Genomic DNA, 13,230 nt, shown 5'->3' on the forward strand with positions numbered 1-13,230 from the left:
TATGGCTGTGGCATTCGTTGATCTCGCCCAGAACTGCGCACCCGTGGTGGACGTCAGGACGCTTGCCGCCGTCGTCAGTCTGGAGAGCGGCTTCAATCCACTCGCCATTGCTATCAACAGCGGTCCGCCGCCTGAGCGCCAACCCGCGTCGAAGGCGGAGGCGATCGAGCGCGCGACCTCCCTTGTTGCCGATCGGCAGGACATCCGGATCGGTCTGGGCGGCATTGGGGCGGCGGAGCTAGGCAGACTGAAGCTTTCGATTTCGGATGCGTTCGATCCCTGCTTGAACCTCAAGGCGACGGCCACTCTGCTCGATGGCTACTATCGCCTTGCCTTGCGCTCCGGGGCCGATGCGACGCAAGCCGAAAAGGTGATGCTTCAGTCCTACTACGGGCGTGACGATCCGTCTGTTGGCGAAATGATCAAATATGACGCTGAGGTCCGCCAGGAAATGAGCCGCCTGCCTTCCGACCTTGCGTCTCTCACTATCGCCGAGCCGCGGCAAGAAACCCCTGTCGCGGACCCGTCAGCCAGGCGGGAGATATCGCCGGCTACACAATTGCTTTCCCAATCCGGCGGAGCCGCATCGTGGGACGTCTTCAACGTCCGGCGGTCATCCCAGGTTCTCGTGTTTCAAGACGAACGATCGGAGCAACGAAAATGATCTCAAGAGCAGACTTTCGCCCTGTCGCAGCCCCTCTCCTGATGGCCGCCGTCATCAGCGCCTGCCTGGTAGAGCCGGCCTTCGCGCAGGCGGCCGGCGTCGAAACCGTCCTGCAGAACATCGTCGACATGCTGACCGGCAATATTGCCAGGCTGCTTGCGGTCATCGCCGTCATCATCATCTGCATCGCCTGGATGTTCGGCTACATGGATCTTCGCCGCGCCGGTTTCTGGATTATCGGCATCGGCGGAATCTTTGGTGCGACGGAACTCGTCAATACGATCGTCGGAAGCTGATCATCATGCAAACAGCCGCCGCTATCGAGGAAGATATCTTGTTTCTTGCCTGCACGCGCCCGGCGATGATTGCCGGCGTGACGATGGAGGCGATGGGCCTCAACGTCATGCTGACGACCATCCTCTATATCACCGCGGGATCGATCGCCTACGCACTTGTCGGCGTCGTCTTCCATTTCATATTCCGCACGCTCGTCAAGCATGACCACAACATGTTCCGCATCCTGATCTCCTGGATCGAGACCCGCGGCCGGTCGCGCAACGCCGCCTATTGGGGCGGCGCCAGCTTGTCGCCCCTGAGGCTCATCCGGCGCTATGACGAAAAGGATTTGAGCTTTGCCTAGCACCGCAACGCTTCGCTCGCGCGAACTCGGGCCCGAAACTTTCATTCCATACGTCCGTCATGTCGACGAGACGACGATCGCGCTCGAATCCAGGGCCTTGATGGTGATGGTCGCGCTTGAAGGCATATCCTTCGAAACTGCCGATGTCCTGGACCTCAACAGCCTGCACCGCGATCTTAATACGCTTTACCGCAACATCGCTGACGACCATCTGGCGCTCTGGACTCATGTCATCCGCCGCCGCGACAACGCCTACCCGGACGGAGCCTTCGCCAACCCCTTCTCGCAAGGTCTGAACGCTCGATATCGCGACCGCATGATCGAAGAGGATCTGTTTCGCAATGATCTTTACCTCTCGCTTGTCTGGCATCCGGGCCGGGATCCCGCAGAAAAAGCCGCCCATCTTCTCTCCCGCCTGCGCAAGGCGCGCCGCGACCGTGTCGAGCTTGATGAGGATGCCCTGAAGCATCTGAGGGACAAGGTCTCCGACGTGACTGCCGGGCTGAAACGCTTCGAGCCTCGTGTGCTTTGCCTCTACGAACAGGACGACATCGTCTTTTCCGAGCCGAGCGAGGTTCTGCATCAGATCGTCGGCGGCCGGCGGGAGCGGGTCCCGCTGACGGAAGGCCGCATATCCTCGGCGATCTATTCGCATCGGGTGATCTTCGGGCGGGAGACCGTCGAGATCCGTCATGAGGCCGCAAGCCGTTACGCCGGCATATTCGGGTTCAAGGAATATCCGGCGACCACCCGCAGCGGCATGCTCGACGGCATCCTGACGGCGCCCTTCGAGCTTATCCTGACGCAATCTTTCGCCTTCGTCGCGAAAGCCGATGCGCGCACGATCATGGGGCGCAAGCAGAACCAGATGGTCAGCGCCGGCGACAAGGCGGCGTCGCAGATCGAAGAGCTCGGCGATGCCATGGACGATCTGGAATCGAACCGCTTCGTGCTTGGAGAACATCATCTGGCCCTGTCGGTCTTTGCGCCCTCGGTGAAGGAACTCACCGACAATATGGCCAAGGCACGCGCCTATCTCACCAATGGGGGTGCGGTCGTCGCCCGCGAGGATCTTGGCCTTGAAGCGGCCTGGTGGGGGCAGGGGCCGGGCAATTTCCGCTACCGGGCAAGATCGGGCGCCATCACCTCGCGAAATTTTGCAGCACTTTCCCCTTTCCATTCCTATCCCGCCGGCAGGAAAGACGGCAACGAATGGGGACCGGCCGTCGCCATGCTGAAGACCGCCTCCGGTTCGCCCTTCTATTTCAATTTCCACCATAGCGATCTCGGCAACACCTTCGTCTGCGGCCCGTCCGGCACGGGCAAGACGGTGCTCTTGAACTTCATGCTGTCCCAGCTCGAAAAACATGATCCGCACATGGTCTTCTTCGACAAGGATCGCGGAGCCGACCTGTTCGTCCGGGCCGCGGGTGGCACCTACCTGCCGCTTCGAAACGGTGTCGCCACCGGCTGCGCGCCGTTGAAGGCATTTGAACTCACCCCGGAAAACAAGGTGTTCCTCGCCCGCTGGGTCGGCCAGCTGGTCGGGTCGGCAAAGCGTCAACTGACGGTCTTGGAGCTGCGCGACATCGCCTCGGCGATCGACGGGCTGGCGGACCTGCCGGTCGAAGGGCGTTCGATCGGCGCCTTGCGCACCTTCCTCAACAATACCGATCCCGAAGGCATCGCGGCGCGGCTCAGGCGGTGGGAAAGGGGTGGGCCGCTCGGCTGGGTGTTCGACAACCAAACCGACGACATCGGGATCGGGGCCAAGTTCATCGGTTACGACATGACCGATTTCCTCGACAATGAGGAAATCCGCACCCCGTTGATGGCCTACCTGTTCTTCCGCATCGAGCAGCTGATCGACGGGCGGCGCATCATCATCGTCATCGACGAGTTCTGGAAGGCGCTGCAGGACGAAGGCTTTCGCGACCTCGCGCAGAACAAGCTGAAGACGATCCGCAAACAGAACGGCCTGATGCTGTTTGCGACCCAAAGCCCGCGCGACGCGATCGTCTCGCCGATTGCCCATACGATCATCGAGCAGTGCCCGACGCAGATCTTCCTTCCCAATCCGCGCGGCGACCATGGCGATTACGTCGACGGGTTCAAACTGACGGAGCGCGAATTCGAACTGCTCTCGCGCGAGCTTTCGGTCGAAAGCCGGCGCTTCATCGTCAAGCAGGGCCATAACAGCGTCGTCGCCGAATTGAACCTCAGGGGCTTTGACGACGAGCTCGACATCCTGTCCGGCCGCACCGCCAACGTCGAACTCGCCGAGACGATCCGGGCGGAGATCGGCGACCGGCTGGCAGACTGGCTACCCGTGTTTCGGCAAAGAAGGAGGACGGATTGATGGAAAGGATCAGAATGGAGTTTGCTCTGGCGATGATGGTTGCACTGTTGCCGGCTGGAACGGCATTCGCGCAGGGCATTCCGGTCATCGACGAGACGGCGATCGCCAAGCAGATCGAGAGCATCACTCAGCTGAAATCCCAGCTCGACACGCTCAATCAGCAGCTCCAGCAGGCGCAGCAGCTTTACGCATCGCTGAACAAGCTTACCAACATGGCCGATGTCGCCGGTCTGCTGAACGACCCTTCGATCCGCAAGGCATTGCCGCAGGATTTCAATGCCATCGAAGGCTTGCTCAAAGGCTCGGGCAGCGGTGTCTTCGCCACCTCCGCCTCAAAATTCCTCGAAGAAAATTCGACCTATCGCACCGATGCCAATGATTTCTATGCGCAAGAATTGGCCCGCGCTCAGAACCAGAATGCCGGGCAGATGAGCCTCGGCCAGCAGATCTACGATGCCGCCACCAAGCGCATCGACGGCATCGATCAGCTACGCCAGCAGATCTCGGGTGCAGCCGACGCCAAGGATATCGCCGACCTTCAGGCACGCCTGCAGGCCGAAACCGCCTTTCTGCAAACCGACGTGCTGCGCATGCAGGCTCTGCAGATGGTCCAGCAGGCACAGGTTCAGGTCGACGACCAGCGCAGGGCCGAGGATTGGCGCAAGCGCCTGGATGCCATGGCAGAGGCGCTCAAATGAAATATCTCCTTCCTGGTATCGCCGCGCTTGCGCTTTCGGGCTGCTTCGGCGAGGGCGACAAGATCTATACCGGCGACGAACTGATGGCTGCTCAGGCCCTGCTCGCGAAGATCACAAGCGAATGCCGCAACAACCCTGGCGCCTTGCGTCAGACGCCCAATTGCCAAAACGCCGAGGCGGCGCACTGGAAGCTGTGGCTCCGCACTACGCCTGGAGGCTGAGCCATGTACCAGGTCTTCAGCTTCGTCGATGGTCAGTTCAAGTCGCCGCTCGAGAATTTCATCTCGTCGGGCACGTCGAACATCGCCAGCTGGATCAGCGGCCCACTCACCGCGGCGCTGACGCTCTACGTCGTGCTCTATGGCTATCTTGTCCTGCGGGGCTCGGTCCAGGAGCCGATTGTCGAATTCGCCTTCCGGGCGATGAAACTTGCGATCATCGTCATGCTGGTGCGCAACGCCAGCGAATATCAGACCTATGTCACCCAGATTTTCTTCGAGACGCTGCCGCGCGAGATTTCCCAGGCGCTGAACTCGGGTAGCGCACCGAGTGCCTCCACCTTCGACAGCCTGCTCGACAAGGGCCAGAAATGCGCCAAGGACATCTGGGCGCGCGCCACCTGGCCCGCCGACATCGTCAACGGCATCGGCGGGATGATGGCCATCGGCGCGAGCTTCACGGTGGCGGCGATCGGCTATATCGTCTCGCTCTATGCCCGGCTGGCGCTCGCCATCGTGCTGGCCATCGGGCCGATCTTCGTGGCGCTGGCGATGTTCCAGTCCACCCGTCGTTTTACCGAATCCTGGATCGGTCAGCTCGCCAATTTCGTCATTCTCCAGGTCCTGGTCGTCGCGATCGGTTCACTGCTGATCAGCTGTATCGACACGACCTTCACGGCGGTCGAAAGCTATACCGATGTCATGATGCGCCCGGTCGCCCTTTGCGCCATCTGCCTTGCTGCCCTTTACGTCTTCTACCAACTGCCCGGAATCGCCTCAGCGCTTGCGGCGGGCGGGGCGTCGCTGACCTACGGCTATGGTGCTGCCCGAGACGCCCATGAGGGCACGCTCGCCTGGGCCGCCTCGCATGGTGCCAGAGCTGTTGGTCGCGGCGCCCGTTCCGCCGGCCGCCGTCTCAGATCTTGAGGGGCCGCAAGACGACTTCTCCACGACAAATGTTTCAGAGGTTTGCATTTCAATGATCCGCATTATCGTCTCGCTCCTCCTTGCCTTGGAGTTCACCGGCTGCGCATCGAGGTCCCATCCTTTGCCCAAATGCGATGGCTATTCGCGCCGGCCGCTTAACCGCGCCATGTGGCAGTGGGAGGACAACAAGCCCGCCAAGCAAAGCGGCAATGACGCAGTCCCGGCGACGGCGGCCGGCCAGGTGTCTTCCTATGGAAAAGAGCCGCTGACGGAGGGGCCAGCCGACTTCGCGCATTTCGATGCCGCGGGTTCCTATCGGCTATGCGAGGAGGGGTGAGATCGTGAGTACCGACAGTCTGAAGAGCTATTTCGAAAGGGCACGCCGCTTCGATCAGGATCGGCTGGTCCAGGTGGAGCGGTCGGCGCGCATCGCCTGGTCTATCGCGATTGCCGCAAGCGTGCTTGCCGCCACCTCGATCGTCGCCGTTGCCGGGCTGACGCCTTTGAAGACGGTCGAGCCTTTCGTCGTTCGGGTCGACAATTCGACCGGCATCGTCGACGTCGTCTCGGCGCTGACGTCGACTGCCGGCAGCTACGACGAGGCGGTGACCAAGTATTTCGCCGCCAAATATGTGCGTGCGCGGGAAGCCTATGTCTGGAGCGAGGCCGAGGAGAATTTTCGCACCGTCGCTCTGCTCTCGACCCAGCCGGAGCAGACGCGTTTTGCGGCGATCTACCGAGGCGGCAATCCGGACTCTCCGCAGAATATCTATGGCCGCGGCGCGACGGCACGCGTCAACATCGTCTCGATCTCGCTGATCAACGCCAATGTCGTATCGGTGCGCTATACCAGGACCGTCACGCGTGGTGACGACGTCCGGACCACCCACTGGGTGGCGACGCTCACCTTTTCTTATGTCAACGCGCCGATGTCCTCGACCGACCGGCTGACCAATCCGCTTGGTTTTGCCGTCAGCGAATATCGCGCCGATCCGGAGGCCATCAATTGAAGCAGAGTTTCCTCATCGCCCTGACGGTGACCGCAGGACTCACCACGACCGCGCTGGCGCTCGATATCCCGCGAGGCGCATCGCAGGATAGCCGCGTCCGTTTCATCGACTACCAGCCCTATAACATCACCAAGATCGTCGGCACGTTGCGGTCTTCGGTGCAGATAGAGTTCGCCGCCGATGAGGAGATCGCCCATGTGGCACTCGGCAACAGCGTCGCGTGGGAAGTGGCGCCGGCCGGCAACATCCTGTTTTTAAAACCCCGCGAAAACCAGCCGGTGACGAACATCTCGGTCGTCACGACCAGGCGGGATGGCTCGACCCGCAGCTACCAGATGGAGCTGACGGTGCGCGATGGCAGCGTCGAGGCCGGGCAGAACACCTACTTCTATGTGAAGTATCGCTATCCCGCCGACGAGGCCGAACGCCGGAAGCTGGAGACCGCTGCCCGCGCGCAAGCAGCTCAGGCCGGAGAAGCTGACAAGGTTCTGGCTCTCCACGAGGCCTATGGGCCACGCAACTGGCGCTATTCGGCTCAAGGGACCTCGGCACTTGAACCGCAGGCCGTCTACGACAATGGCAAGGTCACGACCTTTTCCTTTGCCGGCAACCAGGAAATGCCGGCGATCTACATGGAAAATTCCGACGGCAGCGAGAGCCTCGTGCCGAAGTCCGTCGAGAACAACCTGGTGCTGGTGCACGCGATCAGCCGCAAGTTCATCCTGCGCAGGGGAGGCGACGTCCTCTGCGTCTTCAACGAGGCCTATGACCGTATCGGCATCGATCCCGATACGAATACGACCTCACCCTCTGTCGAGCGCGTCGTGAAGACGCAGGCTGTGGCAGGACAATAGGAGGACGCCATGGCCGAGGAAGACAGCACCCACATTCCCGGTGAGCGCGCCGAAACGACGACGGGCCGCGGTCTCGACAGCAATCCGACGGTGAGACGCGGTGCGGTGGCGCTCGCCATCGTCGCCTTCGTCGGCTTTGCCCTCTGGTCGATGCGCGGCCAGGATAAGCCCGTAGATGGCATCCAGCCCGAACGCGTCGTCATCCGGCAGACGTCGGATTTCGAGCCGGCGAAGGAACCGGTCCAACCGGTCGCCACGCCGCCGGAAACGCTGCTGCCAACACCCGGGATGCCCGAACAGGCGGGCGAGGACGAGAAGCTTCTCGACGCTGCCCGACGCGCGCCGGTCATCGCCTATGGTGGGAAGCAATCCTCTCCGTCTCATTCTCGAGACCAGGACGCCAGCGCCGATACCGCGTCAAATTACGTTCCGCTCGGGAGCAACTCGGGCGGTCCCGGTGCCCAGGCCGAAAACGAGGACCAGCGCTTCAATCGGCTGTTGACGCCGACCCAGCTGCAGGGCTCGCGCGCCGGCACGCTTGGGAATCGCGACTTCATCGTCGCCATGGGAACCTCCATTCCATGCGTTCTGGAGACGGCACTGTCGTCGGACCAACCCGGGTTCACGAGCTGTGTCATCAGCCGCGACGTCCTTTCGGATAACGGCCGGGTCGTGCTGATGGAGAAGGGCACGCAGGTGGTCGGCGAATATCGCGGCGGCCTTCGCCGCGGCCAGAAGCGCCTGTTTGTGCTCTGGAACCGGGCAAAGACGCCCAAGGGGGTGATCATCACCCTGGCGTCGCCGGCAACCGACGCCCTTGGGCGTGCCGGAGTCGACGGTTACGTCGATACCCATTGGTGGGAGCGTTTCGGCAGCGCGATCCTGTTGTCGATCGTCGGCGACGCCACCTCCTACGTCAACAGCCAGCTGCAGGACAGCGATGTCGATGCAGACAACACGACGAGCGCCGGCAAGCAGGCCGCGACCATCGCCGTCGAGCAGTCGATCAACATTGCGCCGACGCTATTGAAGCATCAAGGGGAGCTCGTCTCGATCTTCGTTGCGCGTGATCTCGATTTCTCGAGCGTCTATCGCCTCCGCGTGACGGAACCGCGCAACCGAGTCTCCGATCGGGCGGTTCTCGGGGACTTCGCGCCCGCCTCGACCCTGGTCACGAAATAGCCCGCCATGACAGAGGGAGCCGATTCAGGCGTCGTGCGAGAGCTGTTGGCACCCCTGTCGCCCTTCCTGCGCGACAAATCCCTCTATGAGATCATCGTCAACTGGCCGACCCAGGTGGTCACCGAGGGCACGGCCGGGTGGCAGGCCCATGATCTGCCGGAGCTGTCGTTCGACAAGCTGATGCGTCTGGCGCGCGCTGTCGCAAGCTTTTCCAACCAGTCGATCGACGAAACCCGGCCCATCCTCTCGGCAACGCTGCCCGGCGACGAGCGGATCCAGATCGTCATCCCGCCCGCTACGACGAAAGGAACCGTCAGCATCACGATCAGAAAACCGTCTTCCGTGTCGCTCAGCCTCAACGATCTTGAGCAGGGCGGCTTGTTCGCCGAGGTTGCGAGGCAAGAGGCGGACATCTCCTCGGCCGACCGTAGGCTTCTGGAATTCTATAGAACGGGGTCCTACCAGGCATTTCTGCGAGAGGCCGTCTACGCACGCAAGAACATCATCATCTCCGGGGCGACAGGATCCGGCAAGACGACGCTCTCGAAAGCCTTGATTCGCCATATCCCGTCGAGCGAACGCATCATCTCGATTGAAGACACGCCGGAGCTCGTCATCCCGCAGCCGAACCACGTCCGTCTCTTCTACTCCAAGGGCGGCCAAGGGCTGGCAAAAGTCGGGGCGAAGGATCTGCTCGAGTCCTGCCTGCGCATGCGGCCGGATCGCATTCTTCTGCAGGAGCTGCGCGACGGCACCGCGTTCTACTACATTCGCAATGTGAACTCAGGCCATCCGGGTTCGATCACAACGGTGCATGCCGACTCCGCCGACCTTGCATTCGAACAGCTGACTCTGCTGGTGAAGGAATCCGAAGGTGGGAGAGACCTGGAGCGAAACGACATACGCGCGATGCTGAAGATCGCGATCGACGTCATCGTCCAGTGTAAACGCCTCGAGGGTCGGTTTCGGGTGACTGAAATCTACTATCGCGCCGCCGCGGCAACTAAAATCGCTCGCGGCGATGGTCAAAACTGCTGACGCCGGGGTTTCCCGGCACGCCATAGCTGTCAAGGCGAAGCGTCGGATGCATCGCGGGACAGCATCAAATGCAGTCAGCTTTGGGCGGGGTGGATGCTGCATTCTGCTCGATGACACCGACGGCCGCGCTGAACGGCATAGGCCGACCGAAGAGGTAGCCTTGGCCATATGGGCAACCCAAGGCCAAGAGAGCCTCCTCCTGTTCGCGGGTTTCAATGCCTTCTGCGACGGTGTCCAGTCCCATGTCACGGCTGAGCCCGATCAGTGCGCGTGTGATCGCAGCATCGTTCGGCCTGCTGCGAATCTGCTGGATGAAACCGCGATCGATCTTCAGCGTCGTCAGTGGATAGCGCTGCAAGGAACTGAGCGAAGCATATCCCGTTCCAAAGTCGTCGAAGGCGATGCCAACGCCAAGCTCCCGCAGGGCCGTCATCGCCTCCAGAGAACGATCGTCATCGGCAAGTGCGATCGTTTCGGTGACTTCGAGCTCCAGTCCCTCGGGTGCAAGGGAGTGCCTTTGAAGTGCGTTGGCCACTTTGTGGATGAGATTGGGGCCGCGGAGTTGCCCCGGGAAGAGGTTGACGCCGATCTTGATTTTGTAGCCTGACGCCTGCAGTTCGCTGGCGCGCTTTGCTGCTTCGTCAAGCGTCCACCAGCCAATATCCAGAGCCAATGCGCTCTGATCGAGAGCAGGAAGAAAGGCTCCGGGCGTCAGCAGGCCCCGGGTGGGATGATGCCAACGGATCAATGCTTCAAGCCCGATGATTTTACCGTCGGAGAGTCTGACCTGGGGCTGATAGAAGAGCTCCAGCTCACCTTGACGCATCCCGGCAAGCAGCTCATCGCGCAGTTCGCGCCGCGCCGACGTCTCGCTTCGCATGGTGGCGTCATACATCCGGATCGAGTGTCCGCCTGCGGCTTTCGCTCGATACAGGGCGTAGTCGGCACTGGCAATCAGCTCTTCGGCTTCCACCCCGTGGGCCGGTGAAAGAGCAAAGCCGATGCTGGTGCCGAGTTCAAGGACATGTCCGCCGAGTTCAAACGGCTTTGCAAATGCCTGGAGGATAGCATCGGCTTGGGCATAAACGGCACGCGGGTCGCTTACATTCTGCAACAGCACCGCAAATTCGTCGCCGCCGACACGTGCAATATGAGCGTCAGGACGCAGCGTGTATGGGAGCCTGACACCGACGGCCTGCAAAAGGCAATCGCCGACCAAATGTCCGTGCGTGTCGTTGACTTCCTTGAAGCCATCCAGGTCCAAGAGCATGATGGCGGCAGCGTTTCCCGCAGCAAGCGTATCGGCAAGCAGCGCGGAAAAGCGATGACGATTAAGCAGTCCCGTCAGGGTATCCTGGCTTGCCAGGCGCAACAGTCGCCCTTCCTTCTCCCGTCGCTCTGAAATATCGGTGATGACGGCGCCGGCACAGAAGCCGCGTTTGCCACGCCAGGTCGACAGGGTGATTTCGATCGGAAACTCCGTGCCGTCCTTCCTGACCGCCGACACCTCGACCGGCCTGCCACCGAGATTTGGCTTTTGCCCCGCCGACACTTTTTGCAGCCCTGCCATGTGGGCGCCCCGCATCCGCTCCGGGATGATGATAGTGATGGGCTTTCCGATCATCTCGCCTTTGGTGTAGCCGAACAGCGCGCAGGCGGAGGGATTGACGAACTCGATATCTCCGTGGCTGTCGATCGAGATCAGGGATAATTTCGTCGCCTCGGCAAATTTCACCACCGTGAACGGCATGCGCCGCTCCGAGCTGCTCATTGAAGACGACTTGGGTGTCATGCGTGCCTCGTGCATCGTGCCGGGCCTGGTTTCGAAATTATCCGGTTGGGGAAACTGCCGGCCAAGCACAATCACCATGGAATACATGCGTGAACATTGATTTAAGTCGCGTGCATGCCGCTGGCAGAAAAGCCCAGAATAGCGCAACTCGAGAGTGCCACCAGAGGTGATCAAGCAAACTGGACTCTTGAAGGCAGCCCCGCTAGCGTGCGCGGGCTTCGAAACCGGAGGCGGACAATGCTCAACGAAAACGACCAGACGGAACTTACGAATACCCTGTCTGGTCGCGATGTCGCGCAGGCTGGTGCTCTTTGCTATCGTCGGACCGAAGGCGGTGGACTTGAAATTCTTTTTGTAGGCAGCCGACGGAACGGTCGCTGGGGCATTCCGAAAGGGCGCGTCGAGTATGGTGAAATCACCAGCGCTGCGGCGCTCAGAGAAGCGTTCGAGGAAGCCGGAGTGGTGGGCCTCGTCGACACGACCGTGTTCGGTTCCTTTTCGTATCGAAAGGACACGGGTCCCAACCACTACCATGTGTCCGTCCATCTTCTCCAGGTGTCGCGCATCGCGGACGAGTTTCCGGAGAAAAGCATCCGTAAAACACATTGGTTCCCACTGAAGGATGCCATGCGCGAGGCCGCCCGGCCGGGTCTGCGAGCGCTCCTGTGTCGGGTTGAGAACGTCGACCTATGAAGCTCAGTTTCGGCAGATCGCTATTGAGGGTCCTCAGAGCCCAAAAGAAAATCAGTAACCGGATCGAGAAAGCTGTCGCAAAGACCCGACGCAAAACGAAACGTTCAACGCCCCGTCCCGCGAAACCGATTTTGGTCGAGACAACCGCGTTTGGAAGCAATCCGGGCCGCTTGCTGATGAAATCCTTCGTCCCGACCACACGGCTGCCGAAGAACCCTGCGCTTGTCGTCTTGCTTCACGGATGCCATCAGACTCCTGAAAGCCTGGATGCCGCGGCGGGCTTTTCCAAGCTCGCGAAAGAGCGCGGTTTCGTTCTTCTCTATCCACAGCAGAAGAGAGCAAACAATTCGCAAGATTGCTTCAACTGGTTTCGACCAAGCGCCGTCGCGCGAGACCGCGGCGAGGTCCGTTCGATCAAGCAGATGATCGAGTACCTATGCGAGCGACATCGCATCGACCGGTCGAGGATATTCATCGCGGGGCTGTCCGCCGGCGCGGCGATGACGGGCGCACTTGTCGCGAACTATCCCTCACTGTTTGCGGGCGCCGCAATCATCGCCGGCATGCCATTCGGATCCGTCCGCGACGCGATGTCGGCCCTGCGCGCGATGAAGTCAGGCGCGACGCCGCCACCGGGCGGATGGGAACGGCCGATCGCCGAGATTTCGCCAGAAGTCAGGGCATGGCCTCCGATAACCATCTGGCAGGGCATGGAAGACCGGGTGGTCAAGCCCGCCAATGCGCTCGCTTGTGTTGCTCAGTGGCTCGAAGTTCAGGGCATTGTAGAAAGCAGCGGCCGCTTGGAGAAAAAACCATGGGGCAGCTTGCAGTCGTGGAAAGTGACCGGCGAGAGGAAAGTGGCCCTCTATTCGGTCAGCAACATGGGCCACGGGCTTCCGATCAAGAAACGCAAGAGCGTCATAACACCACGATCTGCTGACCCTTATGTGATCCCGGCAGATATCTCGGCTCCAGCTGAGATGATGCGATTATGGGGCTTGTCGAGGTTTCGAATGTAACCAGTTCGCGGGCATGTTCGACCGCACCAGGCAAAGTCCGGTCGCGATGGCTCATAGCGGCCTCCCGAATTCGTTCTCCAAACGTTCCAAGTAGTGCTGCTGTTCCCGCCGTATGGCGATCGTCGCATTGGGCAAT

At 61.0% G+C, this 13,230-nt stretch carries 15 protein-coding genes; 14 read left to right on the plus strand and 1 reads right to left on the minus strand.

Annotated features, from left to right (window positions below; translation table 11 throughout):
• Window position 1: 1 nt before the first annotated feature.
• From EEQ99_RS02145 to virB11, 12 genes are read left to right on the plus strand one after another with little or no spacing between them, the layout of a single operon-like run.
• Window positions 2-664, plus strand: coding sequence for a lytic transglycosylase domain-containing protein (locus tag EEQ99_RS02145; RefSeq protein ID WP_097542454.1), 663 nt, complete (start codon window positions 2-4; stop codon window positions 662-664).
• Complete coding sequence (locus tag EEQ99_RS02150; protein ID WP_097542453.1) at window positions 661-960, plus strand: TrbC/VirB2 family protein; 300 nt, start codon at window positions 661-663, stop codon at window positions 958-960. The genes EEQ99_RS02145 and EEQ99_RS02150 overlap by 4 nt, the downstream gene beginning before the upstream one ends.
• A 5-nt stretch (window positions 961-965) precedes the next feature.
• On the plus strand, window positions 966-1,304 hold the full coding sequence (locus tag EEQ99_RS02155; RefSeq protein ID WP_127429941.1) for a VirB3 family type IV secretion system protein: 339 nt from the start codon (window positions 966-968) through the stop codon (window positions 1,302-1,304).
• Window positions 1,297-3,663, plus strand: coding sequence for a VirB4 family type IV secretion/conjugal transfer ATPase (locus EEQ99_RS02160; RefSeq protein WP_127429942.1), 2,367 nt, complete (start codon window positions 1,297-1,299; stop codon window positions 3,661-3,663). Before EEQ99_RS02155 ends, EEQ99_RS02160 begins: the two co-directional genes overlap by 8 nt.
• A complete protein-coding gene (gene virB5 / locus EEQ99_RS02165; RefSeq protein ID WP_127429943.1) occupies window positions 3,663-4,361 on the plus strand; it encodes a P-type DNA transfer protein VirB5 in 699 nt (232 codons plus the stop codon). The genes EEQ99_RS02160 and virB5 overlap by 1 nt, the downstream gene beginning before the upstream one ends.
• Window positions 4,358-4,582, plus strand: coding sequence for an EexN family lipoprotein (locus EEQ99_RS02170; protein ID WP_127429944.1), 225 nt, complete (start codon window positions 4,358-4,360; stop codon window positions 4,580-4,582). The genes virB5 and EEQ99_RS02170 overlap by 4 nt, the downstream gene beginning before the upstream one ends.
• A gap of 3 nt (window positions 4,583-4,585) precedes the next feature.
• Window positions 4,586-5,506 carry a TrbL/VirB6 family protein gene (locus EEQ99_RS02175; protein ID WP_097595446.1) on the plus strand — a complete coding sequence of 307 codons (921 nt, stop codon included), beginning with the start codon at window positions 4,586-4,588 and terminating at the stop codon, window positions 5,504-5,506.
• A 52-nt stretch (window positions 5,507-5,558) separates the two neighbouring features.
• The gene (locus tag EEQ99_RS02180; protein ID WP_127429945.1) at window positions 5,559-5,843 is read left to right on the plus strand and encodes a hypothetical protein; all 285 of its coding nucleotides are present in this window, start codon (window positions 5,559-5,561) and stop codon (window positions 5,841-5,843) included.
• A gap of 1 nt (window position 5,844) precedes the next feature.
• Complete coding sequence (locus tag EEQ99_RS02185) at window positions 5,845-6,516, plus strand: VirB8 family type IV secretion system protein (protein ID WP_097595557.1); 672 nt, start codon at window positions 5,845-5,847, stop codon at window positions 6,514-6,516.
• The gene (virB9, locus tag EEQ99_RS02190; RefSeq protein WP_097595443.1) at window positions 6,513-7,370 is read left to right on the plus strand and encodes a P-type conjugative transfer protein VirB9; all 858 of its coding nucleotides are present in this window, start codon (window positions 6,513-6,515) and stop codon (window positions 7,368-7,370) included. Before EEQ99_RS02185 ends, virB9 begins: the two co-directional genes overlap by 4 nt.
• A gap of 9 nt (window positions 7,371-7,379) precedes the next feature.
• Entirely contained in the window at window positions 7,380-8,552 is a 1,173-nt protein-coding gene (gene virB10, locus EEQ99_RS02195) for a type IV secretion system protein VirB10 (RefSeq protein ID WP_097622517.1), read from the plus strand.
• A 6-nt stretch (window positions 8,553-8,558) separates the two neighbouring features.
• Window positions 8,559-9,590, plus strand: coding sequence for a P-type DNA transfer ATPase VirB11 (gene virB11 / locus EEQ99_RS02200; protein ID WP_127429946.1), 1,032 nt, complete (start codon window positions 8,559-8,561; stop codon window positions 9,588-9,590).
• A gap of 64 nt (window positions 9,591-9,654) precedes the next feature.
• On the opposite strand, the gene EEQ99_RS02205 is transcribed toward virB11, so the two are convergent.
• Window positions 9,655-11,556: a putative bifunctional diguanylate cyclase/phosphodiesterase gene (locus tag EEQ99_RS02205; protein ID WP_244604746.1), complete on the minus strand. Its 1,902-nt coding sequence runs from the start codon at window positions 11,554-11,556 to the stop codon at window positions 9,655-9,657.
• A 63-nt stretch (window positions 11,557-11,619) separates the two neighbouring features.
• Here EEQ99_RS02205 and EEQ99_RS02210 point away from each other — a divergent pair, with 63 nt between their 5' ends.
• A complete protein-coding gene (locus EEQ99_RS02210; RefSeq protein ID WP_097622519.1) occupies window positions 11,620-12,075 on the plus strand; it encodes an NUDIX hydrolase in 456 nt (151 codons plus the stop codon).
• Window positions 12,072-13,094, plus strand: coding sequence for an extracellular catalytic domain type 1 short-chain-length polyhydroxyalkanoate depolymerase (locus EEQ99_RS02215; protein ID WP_127429947.1), 1,023 nt, complete (start codon window positions 12,072-12,074; stop codon window positions 13,092-13,094). The genes EEQ99_RS02210 and EEQ99_RS02215 overlap by 4 nt, the downstream gene beginning before the upstream one ends.
• The last annotated feature ends 136 nt before the right edge of the window (window positions 13,095-13,230 follow it).

Origin of the sequence: Rhizobium anhuiense (assembly GCF_003985145.1) — a bacterium.
Lineage (GTDB): Bacteria > Pseudomonadota > Alphaproteobacteria > Rhizobiales > Rhizobiaceae > Rhizobium > Rhizobium anhuiense.